Raw genomic sequence first — 16,443 nt, forward strand, 5'->3', positions numbered from 1 at the left:
TAAGACGCAGAAAGTGCTAGTCGCCGTTACAAAATAGTCTCGCCGCGCGGCACCAGCGACACCCAGTAACGGGTGCGATAGCGCAGGCCGAGTTGCAGGGTGTCCGCCACCGTGGCCAGCACCCGGTCGGGTTCGGCCAGCGGGAAGGCGCCGGAAATGGGCAGATGCGCCACTTCGGGCGCGCAATCGATCCAGCCCCTGCGGTAGCGTTGGAGTTCGCGCAGGAAGTCATTCAAGGGCATGCTGTCGACCTGCAGCATGCCGCGCTGCCAGGCGGAGGGATCGCCAACCAGCGCTTCGGCGCCGTCGATATGCCCGCTGGTGAAGCGCAAACCCATGCCCGCCGGCACGATGCGCGCCGCATCCGCGGGCGCCCCCGGCAACGCCACGCGCACGGCCCCTTCCAGCACCTGCACCGCCGATACGCCATCGTCGCGCCTGACGACGAAGCGCGTGCCCAGCGCGGTGATGCTGCCTTCGCGGGTGCGCACGATAAAGGGCCGCGCAACCTGCTGCGGGTCCGGTGACGTTTCGATCAGGATTTCACCGCCGTGCAAGGCAATCAGCCGCTGCTGCGCATCGAACAGCACGTCCATGGCCGTGGCGGCATTGAGCACTACGCGGCTATGGTCCGCCAGCAGCACTTCGCGCCGCGCGCCGACCGGCGTGCGGTACTGCGCCACCCAGCCGCGCCAAGCTTCATCGACCTGGGCGTAGCCGACAGCCCCTCCCGCGCCGATCAGCACCAGCAGCTTGCCCAGCGCAGCCCGGCGGGCGGATGAGCGCGGCCGCCCCAGCACCGGCAGCATGCCCTTGGGCAGCGCCTCGAAACGGCGCGTCAAGGCTTCGGTGCGTTGCCAGGCGCGCTCGTGCTCGGGATCGGCTTGGCGCCAGGCCTGCCATGCCTCCCGGTCCGCCTGGCTGACGGCGCCCGAGGTCAGCCGCAGAAACCATTCCACCGCGCCGTCCAGCGCTTGCGGGTCGATGCGCCCTGCTTCGCCGGCGCTCATGGCGCGAACTCCAGGCATTGCCGCAAGGCGCGCGCGATGTACAGCCGCACCGAGCCGATCGACACGCCCAGGATCTTGGCGATGTCCGCGTGCGTCAGGCCTTCAAGCTGGCAAAGCAGGAATGCGCGCCGCACCGCGACGGGCAAGCCGTCCAGCATGGCATCGATCTCGCACAAGGCTTCAAGCGCCATGGCGCGCGACTCTGGCGACGGCGACTGCGCTTCGGGCAGGTGCGCCAGCGTTTCCAGATAGGCGCGTTCGAGATCCCTGCGCCGCAGGTGGTTGACCATGAGACCGTGCGCGATGGTCGCCAGATAGGAGCGCGGCTCGCGGATGTCGCCCGGTTCACGGCGGGCCAGCACACGCAGGTAGGTGTCGTGCACCAGGTCGGCGGCGTCGCAGGCGCATCCCAACTTTTTACGCAGCCAGCCCTGCAGCCAGCCTTGATGTTCCTGGTACAGCGTGTGCAGGGGATGCCGCGGAGAGGGGTCGGAGGCGGCCATGAAGACGCACGGTTATAAATGAGAATAACTATAATTTACAATATTGTGCCCGCGCCGGGTGAAATGACTGCGCCCGGCCGCTGTATCCAGGGGCCGGGCGCAATCGGGAGATTCAGGAGGGGAGCTGGCGTCTTACTTCTTCGACGCGTCCTGCTCCACCACCATGTCCAGCACGTACACCTGCTTGGGCGCGTCCGCCGGCGGGTTCTTCCAGTCGTAGCGCTTCACGCGCAGCACGGTGCGCACGCCCTCCTGGTGCTGGAAGCCTTCGATGGACTGATACAGCGGATGCCACTTGTCCTTGGTCGGCTGCTGCACGCCGGCCTCGTTGTAGCGGCGCTCGCGCACCATCAGGCACTGATAATTGGGAATCAGCGGATGGCTGCACTCGGTCTTCTTCGCGGCGACTTCCAGGAACATGGTTTCGCCGGCGCTGCCGTACAGGGTCTCGGGCGTGGGTTCACCGACGAACTTCAGGACGCTGCCGTCCTGCGCGACCAGCTCCAGTCCGGGTTCGGAGGCGTGTCCGCTGAGCGTGGCGCGCAGCTCGCCCTTCAAGCGCTGGCCGATTTCGGCGTCCAGGCGCATCAGGCTTTGCTCGCAGGCCTTCATGGTCGACGCCAGGTTGGCCACCTGCAGCACGCCGTTCTTGTAGGTGTAGCCGCCGAACTGCGCATTGCAGCCGCCGCGGATGTTCAGGGCGTCCTGCGAGAACGACAGGCGCAACTGGTGTTCGACGCCGGCCTGCAGCGCGGCAATGGGCTTGCCAGCCGCGTCGGTGGCGGAAGCCAGGCGCCAGTAGTAGGCGGGCAGATTCACGTCGGGGCTGGCGGGCGTAGTAGCGGTAGTGGACATGGAGGACGATCCTTCACGGGGAGAGGAGGTCGGAGCGCAAGCTTGCAGCAGCGCGGCGCATACGGACGCAAGGAGGATGGTTTTCTTCATGGTTCGTTCCTGTCAGCCGGATGGCACTGATGAAAAGCGGGATTCTACGTTCGGGGGATGGACGTTTCAGGCGTACAGCCATCCAGTCGGTTTCAAAATCTTGCTGCAGATCCGGCCCGAAAAACACCCACGGAGCCGCTCAATCTACGGGTTTTCCCTAGAAGCATCTGTCGTTCTTCCGTGCCAGCGGGTAGCGTTGGGGCCTCCGCGGGCTTACAACTCAATACATAACCCTCAAAATACTGCAAGTATTGCCAATACACCTCGAACTGCACGCAATCCGCTCGAATCACCGCAACACAAGGCCGACCGCGCTAGCGCGATCGGTTCACTGGCGTCACTGGGCAGGGTAGCCCGCGCCGGTCAGGCAGGCCCGGGCCCATTCATAGTCGTCGTCGCCCACGATCTCTCCATCGATCTTCGGCAGCGGCTTGGCGGGGTAGGAAAAGTCCCGCGCTTGCGGCTTCATGTTCCATTTTGTCTCGCCCGCGGTATCGGAGCATGCCTCGTCCGAGTTGTTGAAGGAGCACGACGCGGCCATCCGGGGCTTGCCATCCACCACGTTGGCGACATAGCGCTTGGTATAGACGCTGCCTGAGGCCCAGTACTCGTCTACGGAGCAGATGCGGTCCTTGTTCTGGTAATGCCGCGTGGCGAAGCAGCCGTAGTAGGCATGCTCGCCCGGCAAGAAGTCGCATGAAGTCGAGTAGCCGGCGTAAGCGCCGCCGGTGAATTGCGCCTGGAACTGCTGTTGGCTGACGGCGCGGCTGATCAGGTCCGGCAGCGCAGCACCCTTGCGCGTGGCCTTGAGTTCGGCCGTGCGGTCGCGGATCAGCTCGCGGGCGACCGCGGCGGCCGTCTTGCCCTCGGGAACCGAGCCCGGATCCTCGATCAGGTTCGCGAGCGCCGCGTCGCGCGCCGCGATCCAGCGCTTCTGGTTGTGCGCCAGCATGGCGCGGATGTCGCCATCGGGCGCCTGCTTCAGTAGCGCCGCGTAGGCGCGGTTCAGGTCTGCATCCGCCGACACGGTCTTGCGGTCCGAGCAGATCAGCTTTTCCACGGCGTTGCCGGCCTTGCCGCAATCGATCGCGTAGGCAGGCGCGGCAAGCGCGCAGAGGCTGGCCACGCACAACAAGCGACCCGCGGAAATTCCAGATTTCATGTGACGTTTCTCTTTGAGAATGCGCCGCACAGCGTCCCGATGCTTGCAGACCCTGTGGTCTGTCATCGCGAGGTGGCGGCAAGGCTGCAATTTTGCACGGGACTTTTTAACAGACTGGAAACAGAGTTCAACGCTCTGCAACGCAGCGGCGAATTACAGGGCTCGTCGGAATATTCCCCTTCCCCAACTCGTCTACTCGGTGGCAAGCCGTATCGGAGGCGACGCGGCGCGCCACCGATCAATCAGCCGACCGCGCCGGACGCCCGGCGCCGGTCGGCGCAGAAATGGAAATCTTGATATGAAGTCGATCAGATCGTTTGCCTGCGGCATTGCGCTGGCGTGTACAGCGGCCGGCGGCGCCTGGGCCGCTCCCAGTCTGAACGTGTACGGCCCCGGCGGTCCCGCGCCCGCCATGAAGGAAGCCGCCGCGGCGTTCGGCAAGCTCCATGGCATCGACGTCGCCGTCACTGCGGGCCCGACGCCCGCCTGGGCCGACAAGGCCAAACAGGACGCCGACGTGATCTACAGCGGCGCCGAGAACATGATGAGCGGCTTCGCAACGGCGCTGCCGGGCGTGTTCGAATTGCGCGAGGCCCGCACGCTGTACCTGCGGCCCTCGGCCATCCTGGTGCGCCCGGGCAATCCCAAGGCCATCAAAGGCTTCAAGGATCTGCTCAAACCGGGCATCAAGGTCATGGCGGTGTCCGGCGCAGGCCAGACCGGCCTGTGGGAAGACGTGGCGGGCCGGCTCGGCGACATCGAAACCGTGCGCGCCTTCCGCGCCAACCTGGTGCTGCCGGAAGCCGGCAACAGCGCCCAGGCCCGCGGCCAATGGACCGAAGACCAGACCATAGACGCCTGGCTGATCTGGAACATCTGGCAAGTGTCGAACCCGGAGCTGGCCAGTGTGGTCGAGGTGGAAGAGCCGTACCGCATCTATCGCGACGCGGGCGCCGTCGTCACCAAAAAAGGCAAGGGCAATGCGCAGGCGCAAGCCTTTGTCGACTTCCTGACCGCGCCCGAAGGCCGGGCGATCTTCAAGAAGTGGGGCTGGAAAACGGATTGAGGCCGGACTGCCTGACGGCAAATACATAAGGCACCGCGTCCTTCGGTCTCTCGGAAACCGCGGCCTTCCGAATCTCTAGATAATCCGCTCCCGCATCGCCTTGATCGCCTGGGAGCGGACTCTCCCTGCGCGCCTTCATCGATCGCACTACCGGCCAATCCGCCGTCGGCGTCGGAACTACGACGACTAGTGATAATGACGCCCGAAAATAAGACAAAATAAAACAAAAATAGTCACAAAATTGCTAATATGTTTTAATTGTGATTAAATGTGAATAAATGAATAACAATTTCACAACTAATAATATTTAATCACATTTGTGGAGAAGCAATGAAGTGGGCTGCTGTTGCGGGCTTGGCCGTGGTGTTGGCGGGTTGCGCCAACCCTCAAGCGCGAAAGGACTTTTCACGAGATCTGGCTGGCGGCAATCTGCCTGCGGCCACCAGTAACGCGGTGCTGGCGGCAGGTCCCGAAGGCGCCGCTCCGACGGATCTGCCTTGGGCCCTGGAAGCCGGAACCCTCTTGCGGCAAAGCGGCCTGCCCGAGCGGTCCACGCAAATGCTGGACGGCGCCGAAGAGCTGATGAAGGACGACGACACGCGCAATGTGGCGGCCAGTGTCGGCAATCATGCCCTGTCGCTCGTGGCCAATGACAACGTACTGCCCTACGCTCCAGCCGTGTACGACACGGTCATGCTCAATACCTACAAGGCTTTGAATTTCTGGCAGCTAGGCGACCATGCCAACGCGCGTGTCGAATGGAACCGCAGCGATGACCGCCAGCGTCGCGCAGCTGAACATTTCGAGGCCGAAATCAGCAAGCAGCGCGATGAGCTGAAAGAGGGCGAAAACTCCGACCTGGTCAACCGCAGCCTGTCCAGCACGGACGAAACCCTGCTCCAGGCCGGCGTCGACTTGTCCCAATGGACGCCTTACGCCGGTTACGTCAACCCAGCCGCGCTCTACCTGCATGGCCTGTACTTTCTGATCAACGGCGACGGGCAGGCTGATGCAGATAAGGCACGCACCAGCCTGGAGCGCGCGTATGCGCTGACCAAGAATACGCAGGTCAAGATCGACGCGGCGGCAGCCCAGTCCAAGAGCGGCAAGCTCAAGCCTGCGGTCTGGATCGTCTTCGAGAACGGCACGGCTGCGCACAAGGAGCAATTGCGGATCGACCTGCCCCTGTTCCTGGTGAGCGGCAACATCAAGTACACCGGCATTGCCCTTCCGGTCATGCGCGAAGGCACGCCCGCCTACCCTTACCTGAGCGCTGGACGTCAACAAACGCAAGTCCTGGCGGACATGGACACCATCATCCGCGGCGAATTCAAGACCCGTTTCAACGCCATCCTGATCAAGGAAATCGCGCGCGCCACGGCCAAGACCGTGCTGCAGAAGCAGCTGAACGACTCCAGCCCGCTACTGGGGGCCTTGGCCGGGATAGCGCAGGCTGCTTCGACGCAAGCCGACCTGCGTTCGTGGTCGACGCTGCCGCACAACTTCCAGCTGATGAACGTGCCTTATCCCCAGTCGAACCAGCTGACGCTGGGCGTCCCCGGCCATGAAGACATCGTGGTCGATCTACCCCAGGAAAAAAGACCGGTAGTCGTGTATGTGCGAGCCCTGAATGCCGCTATTCCGCCTCGCGTCGACATTCTGGCCTCCAAATAACGATCTACTAGGAACACCATGAGCGTAAAGCTTTCTCTTACGGCCGCCTTGCTGGCGGCGACGCTGGCCGGCTGCGCACCCACGACGCAATACGTCAACCAGAAGACCGATAACGTCGCGGTGATGGGGCTGGACTACAAGGACTTCGAATCGGCGGCCAACAAGATGGTCAACGACATGCTGAACTCGCCATTGATGGTGCACCCGAAGGCTGCCCAGGGCGGACGTTTCGTGATCGCGATGTCCAATCTCACCAACGACACGGCGCAACGCATCGACACCGACCAGTTGACCAAGAAGATTCGCGTGAGCCTGCTCAACTCTGGCCGCTTCGTCATCACGACGGCAGTCGGCCTGAACGGTCCCGAAGACGCAATGACCGCAAAATCGCGCGCGTTGAAGGGCTCGAAGATGGTCAATCAGGCCACGGTGAAGAAGGACGGCCGCGTGGTCGCCCCGGACTTTTCACTGTCCGGCAAGATCCTGCAGCGCAACAACCGCGTCGATAGCCGCACACAGCAAGTCGATTACTACTTCCAGCTGACGCTCACCAACCTGGACAACGGTCTGGCGTACTGGGAAGGCGAAGAAGCGATCATCAAGCGCGGCGACAACCGCACGGTGACCTGGTAAGGGTCATGGACGAATAGGCCGCCTGCCTGCAGCAGGCGGTCTTTTTTTCGAGAGCAGATTCATGATGAAGAAATGGATGTTGGGCGCGGCAATGTTCTGCGTCGCCCACGCGGCAAGCGCCGAAGATGTCACGGTGCCCGCGGTCGGGTACGGTGACACCTTCGAGCAGGCCGTCGAATCGGCCCTGGGCAATGCCATCAAGCAAGTCAATGGCGCAGCCGTTGCCACGCGCTCGGCCAGCCCGAAGGCTTACGTACAGGTCAAACGGGATGCCGAAGGCCAGGCCTCGGCTGAACTCGACGCCAAGCGCACCGAGCAGAACACGGACAGCGGCTTGATCAAGGATACGGTCACCAACAACGAGCAAACCCTGAATGCCAGCGCCTCGGCGCAGGCCCAGGCGTCCAGCAAGACGACGGTCGAGGCAGGCGTCGGCAGCACGAATGATGTGCGCGCGCAGGGCAAGGTGAAAGGTTACTCGGTGACCAAGCAGGAGTGCGGTGGCAGCAAAGGCTGCATGGTCGAATTGTCGGTAACGATCGAAAAGTTCGAGTACCAGGCAAAGTCTCCCAAGCTGGAACGCGACAGCATCGCCATCGTCACGACCGGCAAGTTGCGCCGCAGCGCCCTGTCGGCGGACATGCGCCAATCGGTTACCGACAAGCTGGTCAAGAGCGGACGCTTCACCGTTCTGGACCGCAGCAATGACGCCGCCTTCGAAAAGGAAAACGACTTCCTGGCCAGCGACAACGTATCCGACCAGCAGCGCGCCCGTCTGGGCCAGGCGGCAGGGGCGGATTTCCTGTTGATCATCGACCTGACGCAAGCCAGCGTTTCGACCCGGGTCCAGGAAAACAACGTCGAGCTCACCGGCGAATCGACCCGCGAAGTCTCGCAAGCCACCCGCGCCTCAGTACGCTACACCCTGGTCGAGGCTGCGACCCGCGCCGTGAAGTGGTCGGACTCGGCCTCGTTTGCCTCGGGCGGCAACAAGATCAGCGCGGCTATGGAACAGTTCCAAGGCAAGATGGTCGGCGACATCATTGAGATCGTGAACCCGGCCAAAGTCGTGGCAGTGCAGAACGGCCGCGTGATCATCAACCGCGGCATGGGCAGCGTGAACGAAGGTCAGGTCTACGACATCTACGCCACTGGCGAGGAACTGGTCGATCCCGACACCGGCGAGAAACTCGGCGCAACCGAAGAAAAGGTGGCCTCGATCAAGATCGGCGAAATCAAGGCGAAAGTGGCCTATGGCGCCGTGGTAAACGGCCAATTGGAATCCATTGCCAAGGGCTCGATTGCCCGCATGGCCGCCCCGCCCGCCCAGCCGGCCAAGAAAACACCGCCCAAACGAGCCGCGCCGCCGAAGTCCGATCAGAAGATAGATTCGGCGGGAGGCGTCATTCTCTGACGTCCCCCATCGCCCCTGCGGACGAACCCGGCTGCAGGGGCGCCGAAAAACAAAGCCCGCATTTCCTGATGGGAAATGCGGGCTTTTCATTTGGGCGCCGTTGAAGGCGCACCAACACCTCAGCCGGCTACGCGGAAACGCTCGGCGTCGTCCATGAACGCCTTTTCGCCGAAGCCGTTTTCGTTGGAGCCGAACGGCATCTGCGCGCGCAGCTTCCAGTAGGCCGGAACGTTCCATTCACGCGCGACCGGAGCATCGATCAGCGGGTTGTAGTGCTGCAGGCTGGCGCCCACGCCGGCGTTGGCCAGGGTGCTCCAGACCGACAGTTGGGCCATGCCGCCCGCCTGCTCGGACCAGACCGGGAAGTTGTCCGCGTACAGCGCGAATTTTTCCTGCAAGCCCTGCACCACGCCCTGGTCCTCGTAGAACAGCACGGTGCCCACGCCCGCGGCGAAGCTCTTGAGCTTGGCTTCGGTCTGGGCAAAGCTCTCGGCCGGCGCGACCTTGCGCACTTCCTCGATGGCGATGTTCCAGAGCTTTTCGCTCTCGGCGCCGAACAGGATTACGGCGCGCGAGCTCTGCGAGTTGAACGACGAGGGGCTGTGCTTGATTGCGTCCTGGATCAGGGAGGTCAGTTCCTCCTTGGAGATCGACAGGTTGCGGCCCAGCGAGTACTGCGTGCGACGCTGCTTGAGGGCGTCCAGATATGCGTTGCTCATGGCGATATGGCCTTCCGACGAGTAGATAGGGGAAAATGCTTGAGGAATTCTAACGACCCACGATTGTTCCGAATACGTACCAGAGCCAAAAAATACCCTATCAATCAGAACAAACTGTTCTGTTTATGGACCAAATCGGCTCGGTACCAGACAAGAGACGGCCCAACTAAAGGACTTAGCGTGCACTACATCCAGGACCCGGACAGCCCAGCCGCCGCCGACATCGGCTTTGACGATTTCCTCAAGGTCGACATCCGCGTCGGCACGATCCAATCGGCGCAGGCCTTTCCCGAGGCGCGCAAGCCCGCCTACAAACTGACGATAGATTTCGGCGCGGGCGTGGGCATCCGGAAAAGTTCGGCGCAGATCACGGCGCGCTATACGTTGGAAGAACTGGCCGGCAAGCGGGTCATGGCGGTGGTGAATTTCCCGCCGCGCCAGATCGGGCCAATGAAATCCGAGGTGCTGGTGCTGGGTTTCGCGGACGAAACCGGCGGCATCGTGCTGGCGGTGCCGGATAAGCAGGTTCCCAACGGCACGCGCTTGACCTGACCCCCTGAACTCCTCCATCGGGGCTTTCCCCTATTACTTGTCTGCCGTCAAAAAACTATCGTATTCGAGAATTATCAAATAAGAGAATTCTCGCTTCCGACAAAATGACAGCAGAACCCCTATACGATTACGCCGTGATCGGCGCCGGCATCGCCGGCGCTTCCGTGGCCTACCGCCTGAGCGCCACGGCCTCGGTCGCCGTGTTGGAACGCGAGGCCCAGCCGGGCTACCACTCCACCGGCCGGTCCGCGGCCATGTTCATGGAGACCTACGGCACGGCCCAGATCAAAGCGCTCACCCGCGCCAGCCGCGCCTTCTACGAGAATCCGCCGCAGGGCTTCAGCGAGCATCCGCTGCTCAGCCCGCGCGGCGTGCTGTACATCGCCACGCCCGAGCAGCAGGACTTGCTGCGCGAGGTGTACGACGATTTCCGCAGCCAATCGCCCAATGTGACGCTGATCGACGCCGAACAGGCCGTCGAACGGGTACCTTGCCTGCGCGGCGATCAGATCTGCGGCGCCATCGAAGAGCCGGACGCCCGCGACATCGACGTGCACGCCCTGCACCAGGGTTTTCTGCGCGGCATGACGCGCCAGGGCGCGGTGCTGCACAACCAAGCCGAAGTCGTGTCGGCCGCGCACGCGGACGGCGTCTGGACGCTGACCTTGGCCGACGGCCGCAGTCTGCGGGCGCGGGCGCTGGTCAACGCCGCCGGCGCCTGGGCGGACCACGCCGCGGCCCTCTGCGGCGCTTCGCCGGTCGGCCTGCAGCCGTGCCGGCGCACCGCCTTTACGTTCTCCGGTCCGCCGGACGTGGACTTTGCCCATTGGCCGGCCGTGGTCGGGGTCGATGAAAGCTATTACTTCAAGCCCGATGCCGGCCAATTGCTGGGTTCTCCGGCCAACGCCGATCCGGTCGCCGCACACGACGTGGTGCCGGAAGAACTGGACGTAGCCACTGGCATCTACCGCATCGAGACCGCGACCTCGCTCACCATCCGCCGCCCCAAGCACACCTGGGCCGGCCTGCGCTCCTTTGTGCGCGATGGCGATTTCGTGGTCGGCTGGGATGCCGAAGCGCCCGCCTTCTTCTGGCTGGCGGCGCAAGGCGGCTATGGTATCCAGACGGCCGCGGCGACCTCCGAACTGGCCGCCGCGCTGCTCACGCGCCAGCCGCTGCCGGCCCACCTGCATGCGCACGGCGTGGACGCCGCGGCCGTGCGTCCCGCGCGCCTGCGCTGAACCTTCCCCTAGCCTGCGAGAGTCCATCATGACCACCATCGCCCGTTATCCCAGCCCCCTGCCCCTGCCGTTCTCCCGCGCCACCCAGGCCGGCGGCTTTTTGTTCCTGTCGGGCCAGATCCCGATGGACGCCAACGGCCAGGTCGTGCGCGGCGACATCACCGTCCAGACCCATGCCGCCATCGAGCGCATCAAGGAAACGCTGGCCTTGGCGGGCGCCACGCTCAAGGACGTGGTGCGCGTCACGGTGTGGCTGACGGACCTGGAACTGTTCGCGCAGTTCAACGACGCCTACCGCAGCCATTTTTCCTCTGACTTCCCCTCGCGCTCGACGGTCGAGGCCAAGCTGGCCATGGGCGTGGACGTCGAAATCGAAGTGCAGGCCTGGCTGGGCGCGGCGGCAGTGCACGGCGGCTACACGCCGGGCCCCGTGTCCGAAGCCTGAGCCCGCAACGCGGGCCGGTTCGATTGCTTGACACCGCCTGGCCGATGCCGGGCGGTGCGGCCTTTCCCTCGCGCTCGCGGCAACGCCTGCGCCCCCTGAGCACATCCTTACGCGGAGCGGCAGCATGAAAATATTTTCCGGGTCCCTGGCGACCGAGACGAACACCTTCTCTCCCATCCCGACCGGGCTGTCCGCCTACCGGGCTCGCGGCTACTACCCTGCGGGCCAGCATCCGGACCGCATGCAGATGTTCTCGGGGCCGCTGTGGGCGGCGCGCCAGCGCGCCCAGGGCAAGGACTGGACCCTGATAGAAGGCCTGACGGCAGGCGCGACGCCGGCGGGCATCACCACCCGCCACGCCTATGAAACCCTGCGCGACGAACTGCTGGACGATTTGCGTCGCGCGGGCAAGGTCGACATCGCCCTGTTCGGCCTGCACGGCGCCATGGTGGCCGACGGCTATGACGACTGCGAAGGCGACCTGCTGCGCCGCGCACGCGAGATCGTGGGGCCCGACGCCGTGATCGGCGCCGAACTGGATCCGCATTGCCACATGACGGCGGACATGGTGGAAAGCGCCGACTTCCTGGTCTGCTTCAAGGAGTATCCGCACACCGATATCCTGGAACGCGCCTACGACCTGGTGGACCTGTGCGTGGCCCGCGCCGAAGGCCGCATCAAGCCCACGCGCGCCGTATACGACTGCGAGATGATTTCCATCATGCACACCAGCCGCGAACCCATGCGCGGCTTCGTCGACCGCCTGCTCGCCATGGAAGGCAAGGAAGGCGTGCTGTCGGTGTCCATCGCGCATGGCTTCCCCTGGGGCGACACGCCCGACATGGGCTCCAAGGTGCTGGTCTATACGGACGGCGACCAGGCCCAGGCCGAAGCCCTGGCGCGCGCGCTGGGCGAAGAGATCATCGGCTTTCGCGAGCAATTGGCGCCGCCTTATCCCGGCGCCGACGCAGCGCTGGACCAGGCGCTGGCGCTGAACGACTTTCCGGTGGTGCTGGCGGATTCCGCCGACAACGCCGGCGGCGGCGCGCCCAGCGACGCCACCTTCATCCTGGAACGCGTGCTGGCGCGCGGCATCGCCGACGTCGCCACCGGCCCGTTCTGGGATCCGGTGGCCGTGCAGCTCTGTTTCGAGGCCGGCGCGGGCGCGCGCATCCAGCTGCGCATCGGCGGCAAGGTCGCGCCAGTGTCCGGCCAGCCGCTGGACCTGGACTGCGAAATCCTGGCGCTCAAGCGCGATGCCGTCATGACTGGACTGGCCGGCACGCCCGCGCTGCTGGGCGACACCGCCATCGTGCGCAGCCAGGGCGTGACTCTCGCGCTGACCACCAACCGCACCCAGGCCATGGGCACCGACCTGTTCACGCAGTTCGGCGTGGACCTGCAGGCCATGAAACTCGTCATCGTGAAATCGTCGCAGCACTTCTACGCCTCGTATTCGAAGGTCGGCCGCCACGTCATCTACGTGGAGACGCCGGGCGCCATCACGACCGACTACAACGCGCTGCCCTACACCAAGCGCAAATTGCCGAAGTGGCCGTTCACGGCCTGAGGCGCGATCCATCACCGCCCGGCATGGGCGCAGGAATAACCAAGGGGATAACAATGATCAGACGTTTCAGTTTGCTGGGCGCAGCCGCCCTGCTGGCCATGGGAGCCGCCACCGGCGCGCTGGCGCAGACCAAGACCCTGCGCCTCGTGCCGCACGCGGACCTCAAGACGCTGGACCCGCTGTTCAACACGGCCTACATCACGCGCAACCACGGCTACATGGTGTTCGACACCCTGTTCTCGCAGGACAGCCGCGGCCAGGTCAAGCCGCAGATGGTGGATAGCTGGACCACGTCCGAAGACGGCAAGACCTGGACCTTCACCTTGCGTGCCGGCCTGAAGTTCAACGACGGCACGCCGGTCAAGGCCGAGGACTGCGTGGCGTCGATCCAGCGCTGGGCCAAGAAGGACACGCTGGGCCAAGCCATGATGGCCGCCGGCGCCGAACTCGCCGCCACCGGCGACAATACCTTCACCCTGACGCTCAAGGAGCCGTTCGGCCTGGTGCTGGACGCCTTGTCCAAGCCTTCCGGCATGCCGCCCTTCATCATGCCCAAGCGCCTGGCCATGACGGACCCGAACACCCAGGTCACCGAAATGGTCGGCTCGGGTCCCTTCCTCTTCAAGCGCGACGAATGGGTGCCGGGCAACAAGGTCGTGTACGTGAAGAACCCGGCCTACGTGCCACGCGCCGAACCGGCCGACGGCCTGGCGGGCGGCAAGAACGTCAAGGTGGACCGGATCGAATGGGTCTACATCCCCGACGGCAACACGGCCACCGCCGCCCTGATGAACGGCGAAGTCGACATGATCGAACAGACCACGCCCGACTTCCTGCCCGTCCTGGAAACCAATAAGGACATCACCCTGAACACGTCCGTCGCGACGCAGGGCATGGTCATCCTAAATTCGCTGCATCCACCCTTCGACAACCCGCTTGCCCGCCAGGCGCTGTACCACCTGGTGAACCAGAAGGAAATGCTGTCGGCCATGGGCTACCCGGAGAAATACCGCGTCGACTATTGCCCCAGCCTCTTCGTCTGCGGTTCGCCCCTGGCCAGCGACGCGGGCGCGGCGCCCTACGCCAAGACCGATCCGGCGCGCGCCAAGCAGCTGCTGCAGGAAGCCGGCTACAAGGGCGAGAAGGTCGTGGTCCTGTATCCCACGGACCACCTGAGCGCGCCCGCCGTGATGGTGCTGACGCAGAACATGAAGAAGGCCGGCATCAACGTCGACCTGCAATCCATGGACTGGGCCTCGCTGGCCGGACGCCGCCTGAAGAAGGATCCGCCGGCGCAAGGCGGCTGGAACGTGTTCCTGACCTGGGGCGGCTATTACGACGCCAGCACGCCGGTGACCAACCCCTGGATGTCCGCCGCTTGCGGCAACAGCCTGCCTGGCTGGCCCTGCGACAAGGAGCTCGACGCGCTGCGCACCAGCTGGATCCGCGAAACGGACCCGGCCAAGCGCAAGGACATCGCCGCGCAGATGCAGGCGCGCGCCTACCAGAGCGTGCCCTATGTCATGTGGGGAGAGTTCAAGCCCGTATCCGCGTTCCGCGGCCTCACGCACACCGAGCTGCTGAAGACCGGCATCCCGGTGATGTGGAACATCGAGAAGCCGTAAGGCAGGGGCCGGACGCCGCTTGCGTCCGGCCGCAAGCCGGGGGAAACCAGCGTGAAATACATACTGCGCCGCATCGCGGCCGTCATTCCTGTCATGGCCGTGGTCGCGGTCGTGGTGTTCCTGCTGATCCATCTGTCGCCGGGCGATCCCGCGGCCGTGATCGCGGGCGACAACGCCACCGCCGACGACGTGGAGAAGATCCGCCAGAACCTGGGGCTGGACAAGCCGCTGCTGCAGCAGTTCGGCATCTGGGTCAGCCACATCGCCACCGGCGACCTGGGTACGTCCATGTCGACCCAGATGCCGGTCTCGCAGCTGATCGGCCAGCGCATGGGGCCGACGCTGTCCATCGCCATCTTCACCATGTTGTTCGCGGTGATCGTGGCGATTCCGCTGGGCGTGCTGGCGGCCTGGCACGCCGGGCGCTGGCTGGACCGGCTGGTCATGATAGGCGCGGTCTGCGCGTTCTCGGTGCCGGTATTCCTGATCGGCTACAGCCTGGTCTATGGGTTTTCGATCAAGCTGGGCTGGCTGCCGGTGCAGGGCTACAAGCCGCTGGCGGACGGCGTGGTGCCCTACCTGCGCCACCTGGTGCTGCCCTGTCTGTCCCTGGGCCTGGTCTATATGGCGCTGCTCACGCGCATGACTCGCGCCACCATGCTGGAAGCCCTGTCCGAGGACTACATCCGCACTGCCCGAGCCAAGGGCCTGGCGGCGGGCCCCATCGTGTGGCATGCGCTGAAGAATGCCGCCAATCCCATCGTCACGACCATCGGCGTGGGCGTGGCCCTGCTGATCGGCGGCGTGGTGGTCACCGAAACCGTGTTCGCGATTCCCGGCCTGGGCCGCCTGACCATCGACGCCGTGCTGCGCCATGACTACCCCGTCATCCAGGGCGTGCTGCTGGTGGCCTCGGGCATCTATGTCCTGATCAACCTGCTGGTCGACCTGAGCTACCGGCTCTTCGATCCGCGCATCCGCTATTGAACGGGGGACTACGCATGACTACCGATACCCTGTCCCTGCCCGCGCGGCGGCCGCGCCACCGCCGCATCCTGCGCGCGCTGCGCCGCCATCCCATGCTGTATATCGGCGGCGCCATCCTGCTGGCCCTGGCCGCGATCGCGCTGGCCGCGCCCTGGCTGGCCACCGTCGACCCGCAGGACATCAATCCGCTGGCGCGCATGAAGCCGCCTTCCTCGGAACACTTCTTCGGCACCGACGCGCTGGGCCGCGACGTCTATTCCCGCACCGTCTGGGGCGCCCGCGTCTCGCTGGTGGTCGGCATCGTGGTGGCGGTGGTCTCCACCGTCGCCGGCGTGGCCCTGGGCATGGCGGCGGGCTACTTCCGCCGCATCGACGCCTTCATCATGCGCATCATGGACGGCCTGATGGCCATCCCCGGGGTGCTGCTGGCCATCGCCCTGATGGCCACCCTGAAGGGCGGCCTGGGCACCGTGATCATTGCCATCGTCATCCCGGAAGTGCCGCGGGTGGTGCGGCTGGTGCGGGCGCTGGTGCTGACGATACGCGAGCAGCCCTATATCGAGGCCGCCATTTCGTCCGGCACGCGCGTGCCCGCAATCCTGCTGCGCCACATCCTGCCCAACCTGTTCGCGCCGCTGATGGTGCAGGCCACCTTCATCGCGGCATCCGCCATCCTGACCGAAGCCGTATTGAGCTTCCTGGGCGTAGGCATACCGCCCCACATTCCCAGCTGGGGCAACATCATGGCCGAAGGCCGCAACTTCGTGGCCGTGGCCTTCCACATCATCCTGTATCCAGGCCTGTTCCTGGGCGTGGCCGTCCTGGCCGTCAACCTGGTGGGCGACGGGCTGCGCGACATGCTCGATCCCCGCCTGGCCAAGAAACTGTAGGAGCGTA

The 16,443-nt window shown here is 64.7% G+C and carries 16 protein-coding genes; 11 read left to right on the top strand and 5 right to left on the bottom strand.

Annotation, left to right across the window (positions count from 1 at the left end):
• Positions 1–26: 26 nt before the first annotated feature.
• From IPU70_RS15970 to IPU70_RS15985, 4 genes are all read right to left on the bottom strand, one after another.
• Entirely contained in the window at positions 27–1,010 is a 984-nt protein-coding gene (locus IPU70_RS15970; RefSeq protein ID WP_207468612.1) for a FecR domain-containing protein, read from the bottom strand.
• Positions 1,007–1,513 carry a sigma-70 family RNA polymerase sigma factor gene (locus tag IPU70_RS15975; RefSeq protein ID WP_207468613.1) on the bottom strand — a complete coding sequence of 169 codons (507 nt, stop codon included), beginning with the start codon at positions 1,511–1,513 and terminating at the stop codon, positions 1,007–1,009. Before IPU70_RS15975 ends, IPU70_RS15970 begins: the two co-directional genes overlap by 4 nt.
• A 132-nt stretch (positions 1,514–1,645) precedes the next feature.
• On the bottom strand, positions 1,646–2,368 hold the full coding sequence (locus IPU70_RS15980) for an META and DUF4377 domain-containing protein (protein WP_207468615.1): 723 nt from the start codon (positions 2,366–2,368) through the stop codon (positions 1,646–1,648).
• 427 nt (positions 2,369–2,795) lie between these two features.
• Positions 2,796–3,620: a lysozyme inhibitor LprI family protein gene (locus IPU70_RS15985; RefSeq protein ID WP_207468617.1), complete on the bottom strand. Its 825-nt coding sequence runs from the start codon at positions 3,618–3,620 to the stop codon at positions 2,796–2,798.
• A 298-nt stretch (positions 3,621–3,918) separates the two neighbouring features.
• Between IPU70_RS15985 and IPU70_RS15990 the strand changes: the two genes are divergently transcribed.
• From IPU70_RS15990 to IPU70_RS16005, 4 genes are all read left to right on the top strand, one after another.
• On the top strand, positions 3,919–4,686 hold the full coding sequence (locus IPU70_RS15990) for a substrate-binding domain-containing protein (RefSeq protein WP_207468619.1): 768 nt from the start codon (positions 3,919–3,921) through the stop codon (positions 4,684–4,686).
• Positions 4,687–5,016: 330 nt separating this feature from the next.
• Positions 5,017–6,360 carry a COG3014 family protein gene (locus IPU70_RS15995; protein WP_207468620.1) on the top strand — a complete coding sequence of 448 codons (1,344 nt, stop codon included), beginning with the start codon at positions 5,017–5,019 and terminating at the stop codon, positions 6,358–6,360.
• 18 nt (positions 6,361–6,378) lie between these two features.
• Positions 6,379–6,993, top strand: a complete 615-nt coding sequence (gene lpoB, locus IPU70_RS16000) for a penicillin-binding protein activator LpoB (protein ID WP_013392004.1) — start codon at positions 6,379–6,381, stop codon at positions 6,991–6,993.
• 61 nt (positions 6,994–7,054) lie between these two features.
• Positions 7,055–8,407, top strand: coding sequence for a CsgG/HfaB family protein (locus IPU70_RS16005; RefSeq protein ID WP_207468621.1), 1,353 nt, complete (start codon positions 7,055–7,057; stop codon positions 8,405–8,407).
• A gap of 119 nt (positions 8,408–8,526) precedes the next feature.
• Here the strand turns inward: IPU70_RS16005 and IPU70_RS16010 are convergent, their stop codons facing one another.
• Positions 8,527–9,126 (bottom strand): nitroreductase family protein, encoded by a 600-nt coding sequence (locus IPU70_RS16010; RefSeq protein WP_207468622.1) that lies wholly within the window; start codon positions 9,124–9,126, stop codon positions 8,527–8,529.
• 180 nt (positions 9,127–9,306) lie between these two features.
• Between IPU70_RS16010 and IPU70_RS16015 the strand changes: the two genes are divergently transcribed.
• The 7 genes from IPU70_RS16015 (at position 9,307) to IPU70_RS16045 (ending at position 16,436) form a co-directional block, all read left to right on the top strand.
• Positions 9,307–9,678 carry a tRNA-binding protein gene (locus IPU70_RS16015; protein ID WP_207468623.1) on the top strand — a complete coding sequence of 124 codons (372 nt, stop codon included), beginning with the start codon at positions 9,307–9,309 and terminating at the stop codon, positions 9,676–9,678.
• 104 nt (positions 9,679–9,782) lie between these two features.
• Positions 9,783–10,919, top strand: a complete 1,137-nt coding sequence (locus IPU70_RS16020; RefSeq protein ID WP_207468624.1) for an FAD-binding oxidoreductase — start codon at positions 9,783–9,785, stop codon at positions 10,917–10,919.
• A 28-nt stretch (positions 10,920–10,947) separates the two neighbouring features.
• Positions 10,948–11,364 (top strand): RidA family protein, encoded by a 417-nt coding sequence (locus tag IPU70_RS16025; protein WP_207468625.1) that lies wholly within the window; start codon positions 10,948–10,950, stop codon positions 11,362–11,364.
• 124 nt (positions 11,365–11,488) lie between these two features.
• Entirely contained in the window at positions 11,489–12,934 is a 1,446-nt protein-coding gene (locus IPU70_RS16030) for a M81 family metallopeptidase (protein ID WP_207468626.1), read from the top strand.
• A gap of 53 nt (positions 12,935–12,987) precedes the next feature.
• Entirely contained in the window at positions 12,988–14,559 is a 1,572-nt protein-coding gene (locus tag IPU70_RS16035) for an ABC transporter substrate-binding protein (protein ID WP_207468627.1), read from the top strand.
• Between the two features lie 51 nt (positions 14,560–14,610).
• Entirely contained in the window at positions 14,611–15,546 is a 936-nt protein-coding gene (locus IPU70_RS16040; RefSeq protein WP_013391996.1) for an ABC transporter permease, read from the top strand.
• Positions 15,547–15,560: 14 nt separating this feature from the next.
• Complete coding sequence (locus IPU70_RS16045) at positions 15,561–16,436, top strand: ABC transporter permease (protein WP_013391995.1); 876 nt, start codon at positions 15,561–15,563, stop codon at positions 16,434–16,436.
• Positions 16,437–16,443 lie beyond the last annotated feature (7 nt).

The organism is Achromobacter sp. SD115, from assembly GCF_017355315.1.
In the GTDB taxonomy this organism is placed as follows: Bacteria; Pseudomonadota; Gammaproteobacteria; order Burkholderiales; family Burkholderiaceae_B; genus Achromobacter; species Achromobacter xylosoxidans_B.